The following is a 21,997-nucleotide window of genomic DNA, read 5'->3' as shown; positions in this document are numbered from 1 at the left end:
GGGAATGTGCAAGAAAGAAAAGAGATAAGACAGAAGATCTCCTCCGCCCACCCCTATTTCACGGGCGGCTTCCGCCCGAGAAAGCCTAAGGATTGTTAAGGAAATTATTTCCTTAACCCGCCGGAGGCCCTCTTTCCCCATTCCGAAAGCCGCCGCAGGCCCAAAAAAGTCATGGCCCAAAAGCCCAAAAAGGTTTTTGGCAACCCCCGCAGTGATGGGTATCCTGCGCAGGAAGGAGATGGAACGATGAGTGTATTTGCGTTGTTTGATCAGCTTGCGGAGGAGCGCATTCGCGAGGCGCAGGAGCGCGGCGAGTTTGATGACCTTGCGGGCAAGGGCAAGCCGTTGGTGTTTGAGGATGATTCCATGGTGCCGGAGGACCTGCGCATGGCGTACAAGGTGCTCAAGAATTCCGGGCATCTGCCGCCGGAGGTGGACGCGGAGCGGGATATTCGGTCTACGGCGGACTTGCTTCACCATGCCGAGGACGAGCAGGAGCGCTGCCGCCAGATGCGCAAGCTCAATTACTTGATGAGCCGCCTTGGGGCGTCCCGGTCCATGTCCTTGAAGGTGCAGGACGACTATTACAACGAGATTGTGCAGCGCGTCAGCGTGCCGAAGAAGGACAGCGACTAGGTTTCCTCAATTGCCGCGTCGTTTTCGGCTGAGCCTGTGAGGCGCTTCAGGTAGACTTCTCCGGTGTGCGTGAGGAAGAAGAGCTTCCTGCCGCGAACGCCACCGATGTCCTGCGCCTTGGGGGTGATGCCGTAACGCTGGAGGACGCTGAGAGCGTTTTCTGCGTTTCGGGTGCCGACGGCGTACTGGTCCGCAAAGAACGAGTTTGCGCCGCCGAACATTTTGCACTCCAGATTCGACGTTGTGCAACCAAGGTTGACCATCTCCTCAATGAGCCGATGCGTTCCCTCGTCCGCAAACCGATACACATCGCCCTCGCGGCGGACACTGCGCTCGCCACGCGTTGGCAACAGCGCATGAAATATCCCCCCGCAACGCATGTGCGGGCAGAAGAGCGTGACAGCAACACACGATCCCAAAACCGTCGTCACCGCTGCCTGCTCACACAGCGCCATCCCTTCACCAACCCCAAGGTTGTGAAATGTCAGCCCGGGATACCGCTCCAGAAGACTCCGAAACACCGCACCCTTCCAGGTCAGATGTGAACACCACAAAATGCGTCACTTTTTAGCATAACACCGCGCCTTCATGTGACCAATCAAATTTTGGTGAGGCATAGGCACAGGGCTAAGGGGGAAGAAAGAAGAGGGCCTCCGGCGGGTTAAGGAAATAATTTCCTTAACAATCCTTAGGATTTTTCGGGCGGAAGCCGCCCGAAAAATACGGGGTGGATAGGCGAGGCCTCCTGCCATGTCTCTTTTCATTCTCACATTCCAAACAGGGATTCTCACCGCGTAGCCCCCTCCTCCATACCCCACCCCCAAAAAAACAGACACAGCCCCGAGAGCCGTACAGGGGTGACGACCGCCCCTTCCACACGCACCCGGCCTGTGCGCAAAAGGGATTCTTAAGCAATCGTATTGGCAATCAAGCGTTAAGTGCAGGATCCCAAGGTTTTCCCGTCCGTAAAATCGCATTACAAATCACGAGAAGCTTCCTTGCACAGGCAGTGAGGGCGACCTTTTTAGGTTTGCCCGCATCGCAAAGACGCTGGTAGAAGGCTCGAATTGCAGGGTTCCAGACAGTCGCTGAGATTGCGCTCATGTAAAGGGCGCTACGTACTTTTATTCGCCCACCCCAAACGCAGCGTTGCCCCGTTTTCTTGCCGCTATCCCTGTTGAATGGAGCCAGGCCTGCCAGAGAAGCTGCTTGCTTCGGCGTTAACGTCCCCAACTCAGGAAAGAAAGCAAGAAGAGTCGCAGAGGTTACAGACGAAATCCCTTTCATGGTTTCAAGCAAAGTTGCCTTGTCACAAAAATCTTTGTCACTGAGAATGTGTTTCTTGATTTCAAGTGACAAGCTCTTTTCTTGCGTTCTCAGAGTCGCAATAACGTCTTCAATGTAAGGGCGCACATCAGACGAAGCTCGCTGCAAGCGAACGCGCTCCCGGGAAAGGATTTCGACGACCTGCCGGCGACGGTTAACAAGAGCTTCCAGCTTACGCTGAGTTGCCCGGACTTTTTGATTTTCCCGGACAGGGACGACTTCCCCAAACTGAACAAGAACAAGAGCATCAATACGATCCGTCTTCGCCAACACTCCGAGGCTCCGGGCAAAGTCACGCACACGGCGAGGATTCACAACAGCGACGGGAATGCCTTGCTCCATCAAAAAATCTGCGGCGTCAGACTCATATCCACCTGTCGCTTCCACGATGACGAGCTCAACATTATGCGCTTCTGCCGTCTCAACGATTTGCTGAAAACCCAAAGGGTTATTTTCAACAGTGGACGTGCTGTCGTCACCAGAAATGGCGACATCAAGCTTGGCCTTCGATACGTCAATGCCCATGGTGCGTTTCATCGTAGTTCACTCTTCCTTGCAAATTCGAGCTTTGTGCTCTAACAATCATTCGAGTTTGTACTACATATTGCGGCGACCCAGCTTAAGAACGAGCTCGTAACTCAAGGGCGTACGGTCTGCCGCAACAGCCGCCTTCATGCCAGTCATGGAGGCGGCTTTCTTTTTTCTCCGCCTTTGGCTTGAGGGTCAATATACAAGGGCGGTAGCCCTTAAGCCGCCGGAGGCATCCAAAGCCCGGCCCCTCGCGCCCCGTTCGCCCACCGCTCCCCATGAGGGAGGGGCGAACGCATTCACCACCCGCACTGCCCCCCACTGCGACGGGCGCAAATGAAGCGTTTTTTGAAAAAATATGACCTACGCCCTGCGAGCAACGTAAAAGCGCCACAGCATCCGCGTGAGGCGGCAAAAAATGGGTTTGTCGCTTCGGCTGGCGATTGCTGCTGGCAGCTTGGCGCTGCGAAAGAAAAAAGCCGCGGCACTGTAGGCAGTGCGGCGGCTTTAATGCGCGAGCAGTAATTGCTGTTACTCATCAAGCCATGTCTCGACGGGGGTGTCGTCGTAGTCTTGGAGTGCGGCGCGGAGTTCATCGGCAGAGGCGGCGGCGGTGCCGACTTGGGCGACGACCATCCCTGCGGCGTAGTTGGCGAGCACGCAACTGGTGAGCAGGTCGAGCCCTGCGGCGAGGGCGAGGCCGAGGGTGGCGATGACGGTGTCGCCTGCGCCGGTGACGTCGAACACTTGGCGCGCGGCTGTGGGGATGCGCCGAACGTGGCCCGGGCCCTCGAAGAGCGCCATACCGTCGGCGCCGAGGGTGATGAGCAGGTTTTTGTTGCCGAGGCGTTCGAAGATGGCGCGACCGGCGCGCAGGGTATCTTCGGGCTGGGTGGTGATGGGAAAGCCCGCGCCTTCGCCTGCTTCCTTGGTGTTTGGGGTAAGCAGGTCGACGTTCTTGTAGAGATGAAAATTGCGCATCTTGGGATCGACGAGCACTTTTGGGCGACGGGGCAATGCACTGAGCATGGCGCCCAGCTGCTGCATGAACACGTCGGTAATGAGGCCTTTGCCGTAGTCGGAGAGGATGATGACTTCGGCGTCTGCGGCTTCATGGCGCAGGGAGTCCATGAGCTGGGTGAGCACGGCCTCGGAGACGGGCGCGGCGTTTTCCCAGTCGACGCGGACGACTTGTTGCTGCTGGGCGATGATGCGGGTCTTTTTGGTTGTTGGCCGCGTGTCGTCGCAGACGGTGCGTGCGGTGATGCCGTCTTGTTGCAGCAGGCTGGTCATGAGGTCGCCTTCGGCGTCGCGTCCACAGACGCCGATGATGACGGGCTGGCCGCCGAGGGTCTTGATGTTTCGCGCCACGTTGCCTGCGCCGCCGAGGATGTAGCGTTCGCTGCCGACTTCGACGACGGGGACGGGGGCTTCTGGGGAGATGCGCCCGACGGCGCCCATGACGTAGTGGTCGAGGACGAGATCTCCGACGATGAGGACCTTTTTGTGCGCCATGGCGTCGAGGGCATGAAGCAGGCTTTCTGGGGAAATGGTCGTGGTGTCGTTCATGTGTAATCTATGCTCTGGGGCAAAAACTGGCCCGGCTGGAACGTGTGGTTCTGGCCGGGCCGGTGGAGTTAATCGAGGGTGACGTCGAGGCCGAGGCGCTGCATCAGGGAGAGGAACTCTTCCTGATCGCTGTAGGAGACGGTAAGGCGTCCCTTCTCGGTGTCGCCGGAGATGTTGACCTTGAGGTTCAGCGTCTCCTTGAGCTTGGTATTCAGCTCGGTGATGACCGGGAGCACTTCCTTGGGCTGGCCTTTTTTGCCTTTGGCCTTGGGGGTGCCGGTGGCCTCGGGCAGATGCCCGGTGCGCTTGAAGTAAGCGGCGATGGCCTCGCATTCGCGCACGGAGAGGCCTTCGTCCAGAATGCGCTGGCGCAGGGCTTCCTGTGCGTCCTCGTCGGTGATGGCGAGGAGCGAGCGCCCGTGGCCGCCGCTCATGAGGCCTTTTTGAATATCGGTCTGAATGGCCTGTGGCAGTTGGATCAGGCGCAGCAGGTTGGCGATGGCGGGACGGCTTTTGCCGACCTTCTTCGCGAGGTCATCCTGCGTGAGGCCGAATTCATCCTGCAGTCGCTTCAGGCCGAGGGCCTCTTCGATGGGGTTGAGGTCCTCACGCTGAAGGTTTTCAATAAGCGCGATGGCGAGGCTTTCCTCGTCGGAGATGCGCTTAATGATGGCGGGAATATCCGTCAGGTCAACGATTTGCGAGGCGCGCCAGCGGCGTTCACCGGCGACGAGCTCGTACATATGCTGGCCTTCCTCATCGATGGGGCGTACCAGTACAGGTTGCAGCACCCCGTTTGCCTGAATGGAGGCGGCTAATTCTTCCAGCGCGTCGTCTTCGAATTCGCGTCGCGGCTGGTTGGGATTCGCTCGGATTTTGGTAATGGGGACGAGGACGACTTCCGGTGCTTCCATATCTTCCTGAAAGCCGGAGAGCAGTGCGTCCAGGCCGCGGCCGAGTCCTCTTTGCAGTGCAGCCATATTCCTACTCCTTGACATTGCGGGGGTTGCAATACATCACTTGGCATTTGCTGGTCACAACATACCCCCTATGGAGGAACCATGTCCCGTCTTGATGATAACGTAAAGTTTCTCTACGACGACAAGGGCAAGAGCCTTGGCGTGTGGATGAGTCCTGAACTTTGGAACAGCCTGGATGCGCACATTGAGCCGCTTCTTCACAAGCTGTATCCGGAATGTTTTGAGGATGCGGTTATTCCTGAGCCGGTTGACGATTTGAACATGCTCAAGGAGTACTGGGACTTTCCGTATCCTCCTGATGGCAAAGTCCACTGCGAGCACTGCGGTGCTTCCACAGAGGATTGGGAGAGCGACGACCCCCGCGTGTTCCGCCTGAAGGCGGCGAACCTTGGCGGGTTGGTCACCTTTGAGTGCCAGCAGTGTTCGTCCCGCATTACGAAGCGGCATTTCAAGGACAAAGTGACCTTTGAATGCAAGCCGCCGGTGGACAGAAAATCTCGCTAGCCGCGTGGCGGTGTTGCGAAACGGATGTCTTCACGAAAAGCCCCTGCCCAGTGCGGGGGCTTTTCTGCATTGAAATATCGGGCGTTAGGCCTGGGGCCTGCGGGTGACGACTTCCTTGGCAAGTTGCAGGTATGCCTCCGCGCCTTTGGATTTGATATCATATCCAACGACCGGCTTGCCATAGCTTGGCGCTTCCGAGAGGCGGATATTGCGCGGGACCACCGTTTCAAGCAGGTGCTGCGGCAGGGTTTTTCGGATTTCGTTTTTCACCTGTCGCGACAGCCTGTTGCGGGTGTCGTACATGGTGAGCACCACGCCCAGCAGGCGGATGCCGGGGTTGAGGCGTCTGCGGACAAGCCCATACGTTTGCAGGAGCTTGGCGATGCCTTCAAGGGCGAAGTATTCGCACTGGAGGGGGATGAGCACCTCTTCGCCCACGCACATGGCGTTGAGCGTCAGCAGGCCGAGGGACGGCGGACAGTCCACGATGATGAAGTCGTATTCGTCCTTGAGCGGCAGGAGGGCTTCTCTCAGGAAGTATTCACGCGCAGGCTTGCCGACCAGTTCGATTTCCGCCGCCACAAGGTCCTGATGGGCAGGAATGATGGAGAGGTACGGAATGGAAGTCAGCTTGACGGCTTCCGGAGCCGAAGGCGGATCGAGCAGGATACTGTAGGTACTGCTCTGCACGCTTTCGGGGTAAATGCCTAGACCGCTGGATGCGTTGGCCTGCGGGTCGCAGTCAACGACCAAGACCTTCTTTTCCATAACGGCAAGGCTGGCGGCGAGGTTGACGGACGTGGTTGTTTTGCCCACGCCGCCCTTTTGGTTGGCGACAATAATGATGCGCGACACGCGTTACTACTCCTTCCCGCTGTTTCACGGGAAACATCGCAGGGCTTTGCTTACATGCTAAACATGCGATGGCAATAGTCTTTAGCGGCGTCGAGGGATTCGACTATCATGACGGCCTCTTGGAGTTCCTTTCGCTTGACGGCTTGCTGGAGCTTAACGGCCATGTGGGCGAAGTCTTCAGCCTCCCCGGCCCAATCGTCATACGCTTGGTTTTGCAGCATGCGGCACAGGCGAACAAAGTTGTCCACCACCTCCTTCTGAGGCATCTCGCCGTGGCTGGTGTTGTCAAGAAGCTGGGCGAACGTTGTTTCAAGGTCGTTTTTCAGCGTCTGGAAATCCATGTCGAAGCCTCTGAGTTACTCCATTCGTTAAGGGACAAGGGGGGACTACCAGTTGCGATACTGGAAGCCCCTCTCCCCTGTCAATGTGAATTATAGACCGTGGTACTCCTTGTACCACTCTACGAATCGGGCAATGCCCTCTTCTATCGGCGTATTCGGGCGGAAGCCAACGTCGCGGACAAGATCATCTACATTGGCGTATGTTGCCGGTACATCACCGGGCTGCATGTCCATGTAGTTCTTCTTGGCCTTTTTGCCGAGGCAGTCTTCCAGTACTTCAATGTACTTGCCAAGCTCCACGACATTGTTGTTGCCAATGTTGTAGATCTTGTAGGGCACGCAGGAGGTGCCCGGGTCGGGCGTTTCACCGGTCCATTCGGGATTCGGTGCGGGGGTGTGCTTAGTTACACGGAGCACACCTTCCACGATGTCATCAATGTAGGTGAAGTCGCGGCGCATTTTGCCGTGGTTGAAGACATTGATGGGCTGGTCTTCAAGGATGGCCTTGGTGAACAGGAACAGCGCCATGTCCGGGCGGCCCCACGGGCCGTACACAGTGAAGAAACGCAGACCGGTGCACGGCAGACCGTACAGGTAGGAGTAGGTATGCGCCATCAGCTCGTTGGACTTTTTGGTCGCAGCATAGAGGCTGATGGGATGGTCCACGTTGTCATGCACGCTAAACGGCATGGTGGTGTTCAGGCCATACACGGAGCTGGAGGACGCAAACACAAGGTGCTTCACGCCGTAGTGGCGGCAGCCCTCAAGGATGTGCAGAAAGCCGACCGTGTTGGAATTGATGTAGGACTTGGGGTTCTCGATGGAGTACCGAACGCCAGCCTGAGCGGCAAGGTTGATGACGTGGGTGAACTGCTCGCGCTTGAACAGTTCGTCCATGCCCTGCTCGTCTTCCAGGTCCATCTTCACAAAGGTGAAGTTGGGGTGATCCTGAATGCGGGCCAGACGGTCCTTCTTGAGCTGAACGGAATAATAGTCATTGAGGTTGTCGAGGCCGACAACGGTATGCCCTTCTTCAAGGAAGCGCATGCTCAGCGTAGAGCCAATGAACCCGGCAGCGCCGGTCACCAATATCTTCATTGTGTGTTCTCGCATGTTGCGGTGTGATGCTACAGGAAGACAGGGGTCGCGTGCAGTGCCCCTGAAGCCGAAAGGCGGCGCGATGCAGTGCGTGTTTCCCACGCCGCATCGGCACTACATGTTTCCCGTGAAACATGCCGGGGTGGGGTCAGTCGCCCCCGTGCCCCGGCCGAGACTTCCAGTTAAATGAAAAAAAATCAAGAGGCAGGGGCAGGACGGTGGAGGCTTTGCTTTCCGCCGCCATCTCGCGCATGGTCTGTAAATACCGCAGCTGCAGGGCCTCTGGATACTGGCTGATGATTTCCGCCGCGTCGGCTAATTTGTTGGCGGCCTGATATTCGCCCTCGGCATTAATGACCTTGGCGCGGCGCTCGCGTTCGGCCTCGGCCTGCTTGGCCATGGCGCGCTGCATCTCCTGCGGCAGGTCAATGTACTTGAGTTCCACCGTGCTGACCTTGATGCCCCACGCGTCCGTGTGCTGGTCCAGTATCTCCTGAATCTGATTGTTGACCATGTCGCGGTGGGACAAAATCTCGTCCAACTCCACCCCGCCGCACACGCTGCGCAGCGTGGTCTGGGCCAACTGGGACGTGGCAAAGAGGTAGTCCTCAACTTCAAGGATGGATTTGATGGGCTCCAGCACGCGGAAGTAGACCACGGCGTTGACCTTGATGCTCACGTTGTCGCGCGTGATGACGTCCTGATTGGGTACATCAAGGGCAAGGATGCGCAGGCTGACCTTCACCATCCGGTCAATGACCGGGATGAGGATGATAAGGCCCGGGCCTTTGGCTTTGATGACGCGCCCAAGGCGGAAAATGACGCCGCGCTCGTATTCGTTGAGCACCCGCAAGGATGCCAGAAGAACGAGGATGATAAGGCCCAACGCTGGCAGGACTTGATACAGCATGTTTCCTCCGGGTGGCAGGTGCTCTCGTGGCCGTTGGCCAGTTGGTGATATGGTCGTGGTGGTGCGTCGGCATCACACGGCCGCGCCCTCTTCTTTCACGACAATGAGGCGGAGGCCTTCCGTCCGCACAACGCGGACGGTGTCGCCTTCGTCCATGGGCAGCCCCTCGGGGTGCTCTGCGGTCCAAATCTCTCCGCGCACGAGTACTTGGCCCTTGCCGTTTTGCCATGTCCGCACCACGGCGGTCTTGCCCACAAGGGTTTGGGGGCCGAGGCGGACGGGGATGGTTTGCGCTTTGGCGACCAAGTAGACGCCCAGGAAAACGATACACCCCACGCCAACAACCGTGGACGCGATGATGCCCATGGGCAGCGCCGTAAAGCCATATTCAAAGCGGAACAAAATAGTGGACCCAAAGAACAGCGCAGCGAGGCCCGAAATGGCAAGCAAGCCGTAGCTGGTGACAAACACTTCCAGAATGAAGAGGAGCATCGCAAAGAGGATGAGCAGTACCCCTGCCGCGGTGGTTGGCAGGATGGACAGTGCGTAGAGGGCCAGCAGCAGGCACAGTCCGCCGAACACACCGGGAAAAACGGCCCCCGGTGTCGCGAGTTCAAAGAACAGTCCGGCCATGCCCCCGAGAAGGAGCAGGTAAGCCACCTGCGGGCTCAGGAGCCATGACAGGATAGTGTGCCTTGCCCCTGGCGAAAATGTGACCCGCTCGATCCGTGCCGGGTCGAAGGCGATGGTGCCGCCCCGGAAGGGAATGCCCTCTTTGGCAATGGCGCGGAGAAAATCGTCTTCGGAACGTGCAAGGATTTCAACCACGCCCGTGTTGACGGCTTCGGTGCCAGTGATGCTGGCGCTCTCCTCCACCGCCTTCTCGTACCACTCCACATTGCGCCCCCGGGAGTGCGCCATGGCCCGCACAAGGCTCATGATGTCGTTGGTGACCTTTTGCCCCATGGTGCCGTTAACGGACTTTCCGGAGAGGTTCACGGGGCTGGCTGCGCCAATAGTTGCCTGCGGGCTCATGCCCGCAATATGCGACGCGGCGACGAGGAACACCCCCGCAGATGCCGCCCGCGCGCCGCCCGGGCCAACCCACACGGCAACGGGAATGGGCGCGCCAAGGATGCTTTGCGCCATCTCGCGCATGCTGGTGCCAAGGCCCCCCGGGGTATCGATGCGAAGCAGAAGCAGGTCCGCGCCGCTCGTTTGGGCATGGTGGATGGCGTCGTTTAAGGCGTCGGCCTGTGCTGGGTTGATGGTGCCCGTTATGGCGAATTCCAGCACAGTAAAAGGAGCCCGGACCGGTACAGGGTCAGTGGCGTTTTCGGCGCCCGCCCTGCCCGCACCACACAGGCAGCACAGCGCAATGAGACACGTGGTGAACAGCCGTAAGGCTCCGAGCATGACAGCATTCCTCCAAATGGCCAAAAGGGAGTTGGAGAATACTACCAAATAATGGGCGGCATGGGCAAAGGATTCTGCGCTTTTCGCGCGGGCGGCAAAAGCCGTTTCGCGATCGCACTCGTCGCGAGTGTGGGCGCTGCGGGAGGGGGAGAAATGTGGGGCGGAGGTGGTGCGGGGGCATTGGGTGTGGGGCGTGGTGGTGGGAGTGAGCGGGTTGATTGGCGGGTGTGGTGCGTTTTGGGTGCAGGGGGCGTTGTTGTGTGCGCGGGGCGGGCCGTGGGGGGGGGCGCTCTACGTTTGTTACCTCCGGTGGTTTAAGGATTTCATGCTTAAAAATCCTTTCATTGGGGAGGGGGGGAGTTGGTCTGGTGTGTCGTTTTGGTGTGGGCAATGTGATTGGGAGGGGATGGTGTTTGCGGGCGATTCGGGACTATGTCTCTGGGGCTGGATTGTTCAATGGTGAGGTGTTGACCTTTCATCAGTGTGTGTGAGGGGGAAATGGAGGGTGATTTGTTTTCGCTTCACCCTTCTGGCTTTTTTGGGGGGGCACCTGCGGCGTTGTGGTTTGCGAAGGCGCATTCGTTCAGCCCTGACGCTCTGTGACTGGTGACGATTATTTTTTGGGGCGGTAGGTCGTTGTTTTGATTTTCTGGTCCTCTTTTGCCGTCCGACTCGGCGAGGGGATGTGTCTTCTTCTGTGTTCTTCGCTTCGGGCGACGCGGGATGGTTCTCTTTGAGGATTATGCGTCCTCGCGGGGGGGCCTTTGTTCACTCTCCTGCCATATGTGCACCGCCCTTCTGGCGTCCAAAAAAGCCCCGCATTGACCAGTGGTCAATGCGGGGCGTGTGGTGCGGTATTGGCGCGGAGGTGTTTAGGACGGTGTGAAGCTCTTGAGGCCATTCCATGCGACGAGCTTCGCCTGTTTGTCGCCCGCGAGCATGGCATTTGGTCCGGGGAGGACGTAGACATTCATGCCGTTCTTTTGGCGGATGCCGGGTGTGAAGTCCTGCCCCGGAAACAGCGCCTGAAAGGCGCGTTCGCCAAAGCAGAAAACGGTCTGCGCCTCGGCCTCTCGCACGCCGCGCCAGAAGCTGCCGGGATGCGGCAGCAAAAAACCGCGGTGCTGCGCAGAGACGGGCCAGAAGGTGATGGACCCCGCAGGCCAGTGCAGGTTTTTGATGATGGCTGCAAAGAGCTTGCGGCGCTCGGCGCTCGGATTCTCCCCAAAGTCGTCGCCAAGGTCCCAATAGGTCCACACCGTGCGGCTGGGCGTGTGCAGTTTGGGGCGGAAGTCCTCCCACGGAAACTGCGGGCCTGCCGGAGGCGGTGCGGATTTCTTGGGCGCAGAGGGCTGGGCGGTCTGCTGGCGCGGGTTGACCTTTTGCGGGCGCTGCGGTGGGCGGCGCTTTGGCGCGGCGGGTGTTTCATGTGAAACATGTGCGCCCTGCTTTGGCGCAGGGGCAGGAGCCGCTGCCGCACGTGCGGCGCGGGCTTCCTCAGCGGCTTTGGCCGCAGGGAAGTCTGCTTTGAAGACCAGCCGCAGGCCGGCTTCGTGCCACGAGCGAAGCCCCTCGCGGATGTTTAGAGCGCGAGCATCCAATCCCAAATCCTCCATGCAACGTCGGCCTTGGACATCGGGTCCCATGCCTCGGTGGCGCCTGTCACGTCGTGGATGACCACGGCGTTGGTGGGCGTGCCGAAACCGGAGTCCGGACGCGAAACGTCATTGCCGACAATCATATCCAGATTCTTTCTGGTGAGTTTGCCGGCGGCGTTAGCCTCTAGGTCGGACGCCTCGGCCGCAAAGCCGATAAGGCGCTGGCCGTCCTTCTTGTTCTGACCAAGGGTGTACAGGATGTCTGGGTTCTGCTCAAAGGCGACCTCCAGACCTGCACTCCCCTCCTTTTTGAATTTGCCAGTTCCGTAGGGAACGGGGCGGTAGTCGGCCACCGCTGCGCTGAGGCAGGCGATGTCTGCCGCAGGCCAGTGGGCTGTGGTGGCGTCAAACATTTCGCGGGCGGTGCCCACGTCAATGCTGGTGATGCCTTCCGGCAGCCAGACGTTGGTCGGGCCGCATACGGCGGTGACGTTCGCCCCGCGAAGCCACGCCGCAACGGCGATGGCCGCGCCCATGGTCCCGGACGAAGGGTTGCTCCAAAAGCGCACGGCGTCGAAGTATTCCCGCGTGGGGCCAAGGGTGATGAGGATGTTCTTCCCCGCCAAGTCCTGCGGGCTGAGGGCGCGCAGAATGGTCAGAGAGATGCTGTCCACATCGGGGAAACGGCCCTTGCCGTCCTCGCCGCAGGCCATTTCGCCGCAGGTGGGCTCGATGCAGATAACGCCGCGATCCTTCAGCTTCTGCCAGTTTTCGCGTGTTGCCGCAGCGTTCCACATACGCGGGTTCATGGCCGGGGCCAGAACCATGGGGCCGTTGAAGGCCAGCGCCTGACACGACAGCATGTCGTCCGCGATGCCGTGGGCGATTTTGGCAAGGATGTTTGCCGTGGCCGGAGCAACGGCAAACACGTGGGCGTCCTGCCCCGGCTCAAGGTGGCCGAAGATGCTGGACTCCGTGTTGTCCATGCTGGTGTACACCGGCGCCGCCCCAAGAGCCTCAAAAGACAGAGGGGTGATAAAGCGCTGGGCGCCAGTTGTCAGCGTGGCGCTGGTGTGGACGCCGGTTTTGGCAAGGGCCCGCATAAGCTCAAGGGACTTGACCACGGCAACACTGCCGCTCACGCCAAGATGCAGGCGCTTGCCCCGAAAACCGGTGAACGCTGTGTGTGGGTACATGATGCGGTATCCCTTACTGGGCCAGGTTTTCCTCAACGGGAGCGGGGATGCTCTGCGTGGGCACGTCGCCGGAGGACTGGCGCGGGGCAATCATAATCTCGACAACGGTGTCGAAGGTGCCGTCCAGAATATTGATGATGCAGTCACGGTCCGGCTTTTCGAAGACCATGATGGTGCGGTTGTACTTCATTTTGCTGCGCAGGTGCCAGTTGTCCTTGGTCATGTTGCGCTCAAAGAAGTTGGCAAGGTCCACGGCGTTAACGCGGCCAGCGTAGGTGACGATACCGGTCTTGAAGTTCGGCGTCTCAAAGACGAAGGACTTTTTGTTGTCCAGCTCCAAGTCATTGGGAATAAGGATATCGTCAAACTCCTGATACGAACTCACGGCCTTGGGGGCAACGTGGCGGTTCGGCTCGGGAGAGGCATCGGAACGGTTTTGCAGTGCCGACTGGCAGGAGCACAGGGACAGCAAGGAAACCATTGCCAGGATCAGGAGAATCGGTCTATGCATGTTGCCTCCAGAGTCACGGTGATTGCGTGTACAGTTGATAGTGTGGCAAGCCACGTTTCAGCCAGTCGTACACCCTAATCGACTCGAAGCCAAACATCAATCAGGACGGGGCCTCCCGGTGCGTAACCGGTCCGGTTCTCCCGCTTTTTTACAGCGGGGGCGCCCCTCTCGTATGCCCTGCCCGCAAATGCGGTGGGACCGTCCCCCCGCCGGGATGCAGATTGCCATGAGTGATATACCCGTAGAATACCAACTTTCGTCCTATACCTTCGAGCTGCCCGAGGACCAAATAGCGCAGGAGCCAGCCGCCAACCGCGATGCGTCAAAGCTCCTCGTGCTCGACAAGGCCTCCGGCCAGACCGAGATAGACACCTTTGCCTCCATTGTAGACCGTTTGCCCGAGAACACCCTTCTCGTCGCCAACAATTCCAAGGTGCTCCCCGCCCGTGTGTTTGGGCACAAGGAGACTGGCGGCAAAGTGGAGTTTCTGCTGCTCACCCCCCTCCCCCTCGTGCTTGAGCGCGTGCAGGACGCCGGAGACGGCTGGTCCACCGCCGAGGTTGGCGGGTTGCTGCGCGCCTCCAAGGGCCCAAAAGTCGGCCAGACCATTACCATCAGCGATGATTTCCGCCTTGATGTGCTGGACCGGCGCGAGTTCGGCCAGAGCACAGTACGCCTTCTTTGGCGCGGCGATTTGGCCCAACTCTTCATCGCCAACGGCCACTACCCCCTGCCCCCCTACATCCGCCGCCCCGACACCCCCGAGGACGCCAAGCGCTACCAGACGGTCTACGCCGAGGACGCCAAGCTCGGCTCCGTGGCTGCGCCGACTGCGGGCCTGCACTTTACGCCGGTGGTGCGCGAGCGCCTTGCCCAGCGCGGCATTGAATGGGCGGAGGTCACGCTCTACGTGGGCTACGGCACCTTCAGCCCCGTGCGGTGCGAGGATATTCGCGAGCACTCCATGCATGGCGAATACATTGAAGTCAGCGAGGATACCGCCCGCGCCGTGCGCGAGGCCAAGGCCTCTGGACGCCCCGTGGTGTGCGTCGGCACCACCAGCGTGCGGTCCCTTGAGGGCGCTTTTGCGGCCACGGGCGGCATACAGCCCTACACCGGATGGACGAATATTTATTTGTATCCGGGGCGGAAATTCAATGTCGTTGACCGCATGCTGACGAATTTCCATTTGCCAGAGTCCTCGCTCCTTATTATGGTTTCTGCGCTCGCTGGAAGGGATTCCGTGCTCGCAGCGTACGCAACCGCGCTCGAGAACAAGTTTCGTTTCTTCTCTTACGGCGACGCAATGCTCATACTCTAGCCAGCCGCGCCCCGCGCATTGACCTGCTCTCGGACGGCTGGCTGATTGACTCTTGAATCAGCAAGGAGCTGCGTATGTCGAGAATCGAGATTCGGGAGGAGCGGTGTAAGGGCTGTTTGCTCTGTACCACCGTCTGCCCGAAGGAGATCATTCAGCAGTCCGACAGGTTCAATGCCCAGGGCTACAAAGTGGTCGAGGTTCCTCAGGGGAAAATGGAGGAATGCATCGGCTGTATGTCTTGCGCAAAAATCTGCCCGGACTTCTGCTTCACCGTCTACAAGACCCCAAAGGCCAAGGAGGCGTAGACGATGGCCAAACAATCTCCGGAAAAACGCTTCGTCAAAGGCAATGAGGCCATCGCCCGCGGCGCCCTCGCCGCCGGGTGCAAGTGCTTCTTCGGCTACCCCATCACCCCGCAGAACGAGATTCCTGAATTCCTCTCCAAGGCGCTCCCCGACGCCGGAGGCGAATTTGTGCAGGCAGAGAGCGAAGTCGCCGCAGCAAACATGCTGCTGGGCGCCGCCGCGTGCGGCGTGCGCGCCATGACGTCGTCCTCCAGCCCCGGTATGTCTCTGAAGCAGGAAGCCATTTCCTACATGGCCGGAAGCCAGCTGCCCGCCGTCCTCGTGAATATGAACAGAGGCGGTCCGGGCCTTGGCGACATTGGCCCGAGTCAGGGCGACTATTACCAGTCCACCCGCGGCGGCGGACACGGCGACTACCGCCTGCTCGTCCTCGCCCCCGCAACCTGTCAGGAAGGCTATGACCTCATCATCGAGGCCTTCACCCTCGCCTTCCGCTATAAGAACCCTGTGATGATTCTTGGCGACGCCATCCTCGGCCAGATGAAGGAGCCTGTCTCCTGCTGGCAGCCAGAGGACGTGGACGACAACGCAGGCCCGTGGCAGCTGGATGGCGCCGCTGGCCGCGACCCAAGGCTCATCAAGTCCCTCTTCCTCGAAGAAGGCGCCCTTGCCGCGCACAACACCGTTTTGCAGAACAAGTACGAGGCCATGAAGGCGGAAATCCGCTACGAGGCCTTTGAGTGCGATGATGCGGACCTTGTTGTCGTGGCCTATGGCTCCATCGGACGCATTGTCAAAAGCACTGTGCGCGCCCTGCGCGCCAAGGGGCACAAGGTTGGCCTGTTCAGGCCCATCACGCTGTACCCCTTCCCCACCGAAGCGCTGGAACAGCTGGCCGCCAACGGCAAGCGGTTCCTGACCATCGAGCACAACCTTGGGCAGATGGTCGACGATGTGCGGCTGGCCGTGCGGCGGCATGCGGATTCTGACTTCCATGCCCAGATGCCCGGCACCCTGCCCAACCCCGATGACTTCGAAGCCCCTATTCTTGAGCGGCTGGGAGGGAAATAAGCATGCCTCAGACACAGGAAAAACTCGTGTTCAAGCCGTCGGAGGTTCTCGTTGACCGTCCGACGCATTATTGCCCCGGATGCCAGCACGGCACAGTGCACCGCATCGTGGCCGAGTGCCTCGAAGAGATGGGTCTTGCCGAAAAGACCGTCTGCATCGGCTCCATCGGCTGTTCGGTGTTTATCTACAATTACCTCACGGTAGACGCCGTCGAGGCACCCCACGGCCGCGCCCCCGCCGTTGCCACCGGTGCCAAGCGCGCCCGCGAAGACGCCTTTGTCTTTGCCTATCAGGGCGACGGCGACCTGGCGTCCATCGGCCTTGCCGAGATTATGCACGCCGCCAACCGCGGCGAACGCATCTCCATCATCTTCGTGAATAACACCGTCTACGGCATGACCGGCGGACAGATGGCCCCCACCACCATGATTGGTCAGGCCACCACCACCTGCCCCGGCGGACGCTGTGAAGATAAAGAAGGCCTGCCCATCAAAATGGCGGAAATCATCGCCGGGCTGGGCGGCACCGCCTATTCCGCGCGCGTGGCCGTCAACACCGTGGGCAACATCGCTAAGGCCAAAAAAGCCGTCCGCCGCGCCTTCGAGGCGCAGGAAAATGGCGAAGGCTTCGGCTTTGTGGAGTTCCTCGCCACCTGCCCCACCAACTGGAAGATGTCCCCCGTCGCTGCCAACGAACGCATCGCGTCGGAATTGATCCCCTACTTCCCGCTCGGCGTGTTCACTGACCGCGCCGCGGGTGAGGAATAAGGAGCCGCTATGCTGTATCAGGATGTCATCATGGCGGGGTTCGGCGGACAGGGCGTGATGCTCATTGGCAATCTGCTGGCCTACGCCGGTATGGGCCAAGGCTTTAACGTTACCTATATCCCGGTCTATGGCCCGGAAATGCGTGGCGGTACCGCCAACTGCACCGTCGTTGTGTCCAGTGAGGAAATCGGCTCGCCCATCATCCGCACCCCCAAGAGCCTTATCATCATGAATAGACCCTCGCTGGATAAGTTCCAGCCGCGGATGCAGGACGGTGGCGTGCAGATCGTTAATTCGTCCCTCGTGGACGAGTCTCTTGTCGAAACCGAGCGCGTGCGCTCCATCATGGTCCCCTGCAACGATATCGCCGACTCCATCGGCAATACGCGCATGGCCAACATGGTCGCCCTCGGCGCCTACGTGCAGGCCACAGGCGTCATGCCCGTCAGCGCCGTGCAGGACGCACTGCCAAGCGTCATCTCCAAACGCTACGAAAAACTCATCCCCAAAAACGCCGAAGCCCTGCAAGCAGGAGCCGACGTTGCCGCCAAGGCGCTGCACTAGCGCCAAAGGTGGACATGAGAAGAATACGGGAGGGCGTGGTTGCGCCCTCCCCTTTTTTTGTGAAGAGGTTTGTTTGCCTCCGGCGGCTTGAGCTCTTAGGCCGTTCGGCCTGAAAGGACGAAGGGATAGAGAAAGAAAGAGAGCCTCCGGCGGCTCAAGGGTGTGACACCCTTGAGAATCCCCAGGATTTTCGGGGCGGAAGCCGCCCCGAAAATAAGGGTGGGTGGGCGGGTTCTTCTGCCTTCTCTCTTTTTCTTCACACACATCCCAAACAGGGATTCTCACCGGCAAGGACACGACGCCAAAGCCCCCCAAAAAATATCTTCCAATCCACACGGCCGGGAGCCGTCAGGGGTGACGACAGTTCCATACAAAGCCACCCGGTCTGTGCGCACGCAGGATTGTTAAGCAATCGTATTGGCAATCAAGCGTTAAGTGCAGGATCCCAAGGTTTTCCCGTCCGTAAAATCGCATTGCAAATTACGAGAAGCTTCCTTGCACAGGCAGTGAGGGCGACCTTTTTAGGTTTGCCCGCATCGCAAAGACGCTGGTAGAAGGCTCGAATTGCAGGGTTCCAGACAGTCGCTGAGATTGCGCTCATGTAAAGGGCGCTACGTACTTTTATTCGTCCTCCCCAAACGCAGCGTTGCCCCGTTTTCTTGCCGCTATCCCTGTTGAATGGTGCCAGGCCTGCTAGAGAAGCTGCTTGCTTCGGCGTTAACGTCCCCAACTCAGGAAAGAAAGCAAGAAGGGTCGCAGAGGTTACAGACGAAATCCCTTTCATGGTTTCAAGCAACGTTGCCTTGTCGCTAAAATCTTTGTCACTGAGAATGTGTTTCTTGATTTCAAGTGACAAACTCTTTTCTTGCGTTCTCAGAGTCGCAATGACGTCTTCAATGTAAGGGCGCACATCAGACGAAGCTCGCTGCAAGCGAACGCGCTCCCGGGAAAGGATTTCGACGACCTGCCGACGACGGTTAACAAGAGTTTCCAGCTTGCGCTGAGTTGCCCGGACTTTTTGATTTTCCCGGACAGGGACGACTTCCCCAAACTGAACAAGAACAAGAGCATCAATACGATCCGTCTTCGCCAACACTCCGAGGCTCCGGGCAAAGTCACGCACACGGCGCGGATTTACGACAGCGACGGGAATGCCTTGCTCCATCAAAAAATCTGCGGCGTCAGACTCATATCCACCTGTCGCTTCCACGATGACGAGCTCAACTTTATGCGCTTCTGCAGTCTCAACGATTTGCTGAAAACCCGAAGGGTTATTTTCAACAGTGGACGTGCTGTCGTCACCAGAAATGGCGACATCAAGCTTGGCCTTCGATACGTCAATGCCCATGGTGCGTTTCATCGTAGTTCACTCTTCCTTGCAAATTCGAGCTTTGTGCTCTAACAATCATTCGAGTTTGTACTACATATTGCGGCGACCCAGCTTAACAACGAGCTCATTACTCAAGGACGTACGGTCTGCCGCAACAGCCGCCTTCATGCCAGTCATGGAGGCGGCTTTCTTTTTTCTCCGCCTTCGGCTTGAGGGTCAATATACAAGGACGGTAGTCCTTAACCCGCCGGAGGCTCTCTTTATCGTTTAGGCTTCTCGCCCTGTCAGGCCGAGAAGCCAAAGAGCTTAACCCGCCGGAGGCACAAAACGTTCGCCGCCCCACCTCCCATGCGCCCACTCCACCGCCCGGACGCCACCGTTGTCGTGGTTGGGCGTTGACGTCACGCCCGTGCTGACCGAGGATAGCGAAGCGATTGCGCGTTCTTGGAGCGCGGTCGCGCCGCGCTCCTGAAGAGTAGCGCACGAAAACGCACATGGAGACGATATGACTGCACAGCAGACGCACAGCGCCTCGGATGAGCCGAAGCGCTATGGAATAATTGGGTGGCCGCTGGGCCATAGTATGAGTCCTCTTCTGCACAACTGGGCGTTTGGTCAGCTGGGCATGAATGCGGAGTATAAGGCGTACCCTCTTCCGCCGGAGGACTTGGAGTATTTTATGGCGCATATGCGCGAGGCTCCGCTGTCCGGACTGTCGGTAACCATTCCGCACAAGCTGGCGATAAAGGGCTATGTGGACGGCCTGTCTGACGGCGTTATTGCGGTTGGCGCGGCCAATACGTTGTATTGGGACGGAAAGCGCCTTATGGCGGAAAATACTGATGTATTTGGCTTTCAGGCGCCGCTTCGCAAGATGCCGGTCCGCATTGAGTCGGCGATTGTGTACGGCGCTGGTGGAGCATCGCGCGCGGTGGTGGCTGGGCTGTTGGAGCTTGGCGTCCCGGACATTGTGATTGTCAACAGATCGGCGGACAAGGCAATGGAGCTGGCGAGCGAGTTCCACGTGTCAGCGGCGGATTGGGACGAGCGTCATCGTATTGACGCGCAGTTGCATGTGAATGCGACGCCGCTTGGCATGTCTGGCGACGGTGTTGCATTGTCTCCCTTGCCGGAGGGCGTGAAGCTGGGGCCGGGACAGATTGCCTATGACATTGTGTACAACCCTGTGCGGACAACATTCCTTGAGCAGGCGTCCGAGGCGGGGTGCCACACGGTGGATGGGCTGGAGATGTTCCTGCACCAGGCTGTGGAGCAGTTCCGGCTGTGGACGGGCGAGATGTTCTCCTTGGAGGATGCCCGGGCGCTTCTGCGCGAGCAGTTGGGCTAGAATCCCCAGTGTTTCCCGTGGAACACTCCTTTTTGCCTGCATGCGGCGGCGCTCAGGTTTGCCCTTGCGCGGTAAACCCGCTACCGTTTGGGCCTTTTCTGAACTGACACAGCACCGGAGAACCGATGGAAAAGCGTTCGAGCGGTAATATTGTCGATGTGCGGCGTGTGTCGCACAACTTTGGCACCCACTGGGCGCTGAAGGACGTGAGCCTGTCGCTGGAAAAAGGCGGCTTTCTGTTTTTGACGGGGCCGTCTGGCGCGGGCAAGACAACGCTGCTGCGCCTCCTGTACGGCTCACTTCCGCTGGCGCGCGGCGCGGCGGAGGTGGCGGGCTTTCAGCTGAAAGGCCTGAAAAAGACGCGGCTCCCGCAGCTGCGTCGGCAGGTGAGCGTGGTGTTTCAGGATTTTCGCGTGTTGCCGGATAGAACGGTTGCGGAAAATGTGGCCCTGCCCCTTGAGGTGCGCGGTGAAAAGCGGCGCACCATCGACCGTCGCGTCAACGCCGTGCTCAGGAGCCTCAATCTCTCCAGCAAGAGCCGCTGCCTGTGTGCGGAACTCTCCGGCGGTGAACAGCAGCGTGTGGCCATTGCCCGGTCCATCGTGGTGAACCCCAAGCTGCTGTTGGCGGACGAGCCCACGGGCAACCTTGACCTCGACCTCGCTATGCACTTGATGGACGTCTTTAAGCAGTTTCATACCTTTGGGACGACCATTATCCTTGCAACGCATAACCGCGAGATTGTGCGCTCCGTCCCGCATGCGCGGCGGCTGGAGCTTGCGGACGGGCAGGTCATTGGCGAGGCGCAGGCAGGCGAATGGGGGCCGGTGTGCGACATTGCCCCGCAGGAGGAGCCGGTATGCTGAGCACCGTGTTTCGCCTGATATGCCGGGGGCTGAGGGATATGGTCCGCAATCCCCTGTCCCAGACGCTGACGCTTCTTGCCGTGACGCTTGCGGTGTTCCTTGGCGGGCTGTTTTTGTTGGTGGTGAGCAATCTGGACCGTGAGCTTTTGGACGTGAAGGGCCGCTTTGCCTTTCAGGTGTACTGGAACGCCGAGGCTGACGCGCAGACCGTTCAGGATGCGTGGGCGCGCCTTCAGTCTCTGCCGCACCTGACATCGTGGAAGACCTTTACGCCGGACGAGGCACTGGCCGACCTTGGGGAGACCCTTGACGGCGCGCAGGCGCTCAAGGCGCTGGGGCAGGACAACCCCCTGCCGCCCACGGCGCTCCTCCACTTTTCTCCGCCGCCGGGCGATGCCGACGCCTTTGCGCGGGATATGCTGGCGCAGTTGCAGGCGCTGCCCGGTGTGGTGGACGTGCATTACGACGCGTTGCAGATAGAGCTTGCCAGTTCGTGGGCGTCGTTCTCGCGCACCATCTTGTGGCCGCTTATTGCGCTGCTTGCCTTTGTGGTGGCGCTGCTGGTGGCGAATACGATGAAGCTGTCCATGCTTTCGCGGCGGGATGAGGTGGCAATCCTCCATCTTGTGGGCGCGGCGCGGTGGTATATTCGCCTTCCGCTCCTTGCTGGCGGGGCGAGTCTTGGCGTGGTGGCGGGTGTCTTGGCCCTTGTGCTCCTCCGCGGGGCGCAGCTCGCGTTGGCGGAATTTTGCGCCACGCCGCCCCTGCATTTGGAGGTGCACTACCTGTCGTGGGCACAGAGCCTTGCCATGGTGGTCGGCCCCTCCGTTGTGGGGATGGCCAGTGGCTGGGTGGCTGTGAAGGAATACTGATTCCCGCCCTGCTCCCGCCTGTTTTCAGCACAGACCGCCCCCGTGCGCATTGGCGCGCGGGGGCGGCTTTTTATGGGCCGGAGGA

At 59.4% G+C, this 21,997-nt stretch carries 23 protein-coding genes; 10 read left to right on the top strand and 13 right to left on the bottom strand.

Going from position 1 to position 21,997, the window contains the following annotated elements:
* Positions 1-246 precede the first annotated feature (246 nt).
* Positions 247-636, top strand: coding sequence for a DnaJ family domain-containing protein (locus ACYQ2T_RS09435; protein ID WP_459900161.1), 390 nt, complete (start codon positions 247-249; stop codon positions 634-636).
* On the opposite strand, the gene ACYQ2T_RS09430 is transcribed toward ACYQ2T_RS09435, so the two are convergent.
* The 4 genes from ACYQ2T_RS09430 to ACYQ2T_RS09415 form a co-directional block, all read right to left on the bottom strand.
* Entirely contained in the window at positions 633-1,157 is a 525-nt protein-coding gene (locus tag ACYQ2T_RS09430) for a chemotaxis protein CheD (protein ID WP_459900159.1), read from the bottom strand. The two genes, ACYQ2T_RS09435 and ACYQ2T_RS09430, sit on opposite strands and share 4 nt — an antisense overlap.
* 406 nt (positions 1,158-1,563) lie before the next feature.
* The gene (locus tag ACYQ2T_RS09425) at positions 1,564-2,487 is read right to left on the bottom strand and encodes an IS110 family RNA-guided transposase (protein ID WP_459898067.1); all 924 of its coding nucleotides are present in this window, start codon (positions 2,485-2,487) and stop codon (positions 1,564-1,566) included.
* 534 nt (positions 2,488-3,021) lie between these two features.
* On the bottom strand, positions 3,022-4,059 hold the full coding sequence (gene rfaE1, locus ACYQ2T_RS09420; RefSeq protein ID WP_459900157.1) for a D-glycero-beta-D-manno-heptose-7-phosphate kinase: 1,038 nt from the start codon (positions 4,057-4,059) through the stop codon (positions 3,022-3,024).
* A gap of 68 nt (positions 4,060-4,127) precedes the next feature.
* Positions 4,128-5,039 (bottom strand): ParB/RepB/Spo0J family partition protein, encoded by a 912-nt coding sequence (locus ACYQ2T_RS09415; RefSeq protein WP_404844055.1) that lies wholly within the window; start codon positions 5,037-5,039, stop codon positions 4,128-4,130.
* 81 nt (positions 5,040-5,120) lie between these two features.
* On the opposite strand from ACYQ2T_RS09415, the gene ACYQ2T_RS09410 reads away from it, so the two are divergent.
* A complete protein-coding gene (locus ACYQ2T_RS09410) occupies positions 5,121-5,543 on the top strand; it encodes a hypothetical protein (protein WP_459900155.1) in 423 nt (140 codons plus the stop codon).
* Between the two features lie 84 nt (positions 5,544-5,627).
* Here ACYQ2T_RS09410 and ACYQ2T_RS09405 read toward each other — a convergent pair whose 3' ends face one another.
* The 8 genes from ACYQ2T_RS09405 to ACYQ2T_RS09370 all read right to left on the bottom strand — a co-directional run bounded on the left by ACYQ2T_RS09405 (position 5,628) and on the right by ACYQ2T_RS09370 (position 13,468).
* Entirely contained in the window at positions 5,628-6,398 is a 771-nt protein-coding gene (locus tag ACYQ2T_RS09405) for a ParA family protein (protein ID WP_459900153.1), read from the bottom strand.
* Positions 6,399-6,448: 50 nt separating this feature from the next.
* The gene (locus ACYQ2T_RS09400) at positions 6,449-6,739 is read right to left on the bottom strand and encodes a GAK system XXXCH domain-containing protein (RefSeq protein ID WP_404844058.1); all 291 of its coding nucleotides are present in this window, start codon (positions 6,737-6,739) and stop codon (positions 6,449-6,451) included.
* Between the two features lie 90 nt (positions 6,740-6,829).
* The gene (locus tag ACYQ2T_RS09395; RefSeq protein WP_459900151.1) at positions 6,830-7,837 is read right to left on the bottom strand and encodes an NAD-dependent epimerase; all 1,008 of its coding nucleotides are present in this window, start codon (positions 7,835-7,837) and stop codon (positions 6,830-6,832) included.
* Between the two features lie 148 nt (positions 7,838-7,985).
* Positions 7,986-8,747 carry a slipin family protein gene (locus tag ACYQ2T_RS09390; protein ID WP_459900149.1) on the bottom strand — a complete coding sequence of 254 codons (762 nt, stop codon included), beginning with the start codon at positions 8,745-8,747 and terminating at the stop codon, positions 7,986-7,988.
* 72 nt (positions 8,748-8,819) lie between these two features.
* Positions 8,820-10,163 (bottom strand): NfeD family protein, encoded by a 1,344-nt coding sequence (locus ACYQ2T_RS09385; protein ID WP_459900147.1) that lies wholly within the window; start codon positions 10,161-10,163, stop codon positions 8,820-8,822.
* An 872-nt stretch (positions 10,164-11,035) separates the two neighbouring features.
* The gene (locus ACYQ2T_RS09380; protein WP_459900145.1) at positions 11,036-11,764 is read right to left on the bottom strand and encodes a hypothetical protein; all 729 of its coding nucleotides are present in this window, start codon (positions 11,762-11,764) and stop codon (positions 11,036-11,038) included.
* On the bottom strand, positions 11,746-12,957 hold the full coding sequence (gene coaBC / locus ACYQ2T_RS09375) for a bifunctional phosphopantothenoylcysteine decarboxylase/phosphopantothenate--cysteine ligase CoaBC (protein ID WP_459900143.1): 1,212 nt from the start codon (positions 12,955-12,957) through the stop codon (positions 11,746-11,748). Before coaBC ends, ACYQ2T_RS09380 begins: the two co-directional genes overlap by 19 nt.
* A gap of 13 nt (positions 12,958-12,970) precedes the next feature.
* Positions 12,971-13,468 (bottom strand): hypothetical protein, encoded by a 498-nt coding sequence (locus ACYQ2T_RS09370; RefSeq protein ID WP_459900142.1) that lies wholly within the window; start codon positions 13,466-13,468, stop codon positions 12,971-12,973.
* A 226-nt stretch (positions 13,469-13,694) separates the two neighbouring features.
* Here ACYQ2T_RS09370 and queA point away from each other — a divergent pair, with 226 nt between their 5' ends.
* The 5 genes from queA (at position 13,695) to ACYQ2T_RS09345 (ending at position 17,496) form a co-directional block, all read left to right on the top strand.
* A complete protein-coding gene (gene queA, locus ACYQ2T_RS09365; protein WP_459900140.1) occupies positions 13,695-14,789 on the top strand; it encodes a tRNA preQ1(34) S-adenosylmethionine ribosyltransferase-isomerase QueA in 1,095 nt (364 codons plus the stop codon).
* Positions 14,790-14,863: 74 nt separating this feature from the next.
* A complete protein-coding gene (locus ACYQ2T_RS09360; protein WP_404844066.1) occupies positions 14,864-15,094 on the top strand; it encodes a 4Fe-4S binding protein in 231 nt (76 codons plus the stop codon).
* A 3-nt stretch (positions 15,095-15,097) separates the two neighbouring features.
* Positions 15,098-16,165: a 3-methyl-2-oxobutanoate dehydrogenase subunit VorB gene (locus ACYQ2T_RS09355; protein WP_459900138.1), complete on the top strand. Its 1,068-nt coding sequence runs from the start codon at positions 15,098-15,100 to the stop codon at positions 16,163-16,165.
* Between the two features lie 2 nt (positions 16,166-16,167).
* A complete protein-coding gene (locus tag ACYQ2T_RS09350; protein WP_404844068.1) occupies positions 16,168-16,932 on the top strand; it encodes a thiamine pyrophosphate-dependent enzyme in 765 nt (254 codons plus the stop codon).
* Positions 16,933-16,941: 9 nt separating this feature from the next.
* Positions 16,942-17,496, top strand: coding sequence for a 2-oxoacid:ferredoxin oxidoreductase subunit gamma family protein (locus tag ACYQ2T_RS09345; RefSeq protein ID WP_459900136.1), 555 nt, complete (start codon positions 16,942-16,944; stop codon positions 17,494-17,496).
* A 424-nt stretch (positions 17,497-17,920) separates the two neighbouring features.
* Here ACYQ2T_RS09345 and ACYQ2T_RS09340 read toward each other — a convergent pair whose 3' ends face one another.
* Entirely contained in the window at positions 17,921-18,856 is a 936-nt protein-coding gene (locus ACYQ2T_RS09340) for an IS110 family RNA-guided transposase (protein WP_459900134.1), read from the bottom strand.
* Positions 18,857-19,331: 475 nt separating this feature from the next.
* Here ACYQ2T_RS09340 and aroE point away from each other — a divergent pair, with 475 nt between their 5' ends.
* The 3 genes from aroE to ACYQ2T_RS09325 all read left to right on the top strand — a co-directional run bounded on the left by aroE (position 19,332) and on the right by ACYQ2T_RS09325 (position 21,912).
* Positions 19,332-20,174, top strand: coding sequence for a shikimate dehydrogenase (gene aroE, locus ACYQ2T_RS09335; protein ID WP_459900133.1), 843 nt, complete (start codon positions 19,332-19,334; stop codon positions 20,172-20,174).
* 149 nt (positions 20,175-20,323) lie between these two features.
* A complete protein-coding gene (gene ftsE, locus ACYQ2T_RS09330) occupies positions 20,324-21,040 on the top strand; it encodes a cell division ATP-binding protein FtsE (protein ID WP_459901610.1) in 717 nt (238 codons plus the stop codon).
* Positions 21,034-21,912, top strand: a complete 879-nt coding sequence (locus ACYQ2T_RS09325; RefSeq protein ID WP_459900131.1) for a cell division protein FtsX — start codon at positions 21,034-21,036, stop codon at positions 21,910-21,912. Before ftsE ends, ACYQ2T_RS09325 begins: the two co-directional genes overlap by 7 nt.
* The last annotated feature ends 85 nt before the right edge of the window (positions 21,913-21,997 follow it).

Source organism: Desulfobaculum senezii (genome assembly GCF_054657395.1).
Note: the sequence above shows the minus strand (reverse complement) of the source record. Positions and strands in the feature narration are given on the sequence as shown.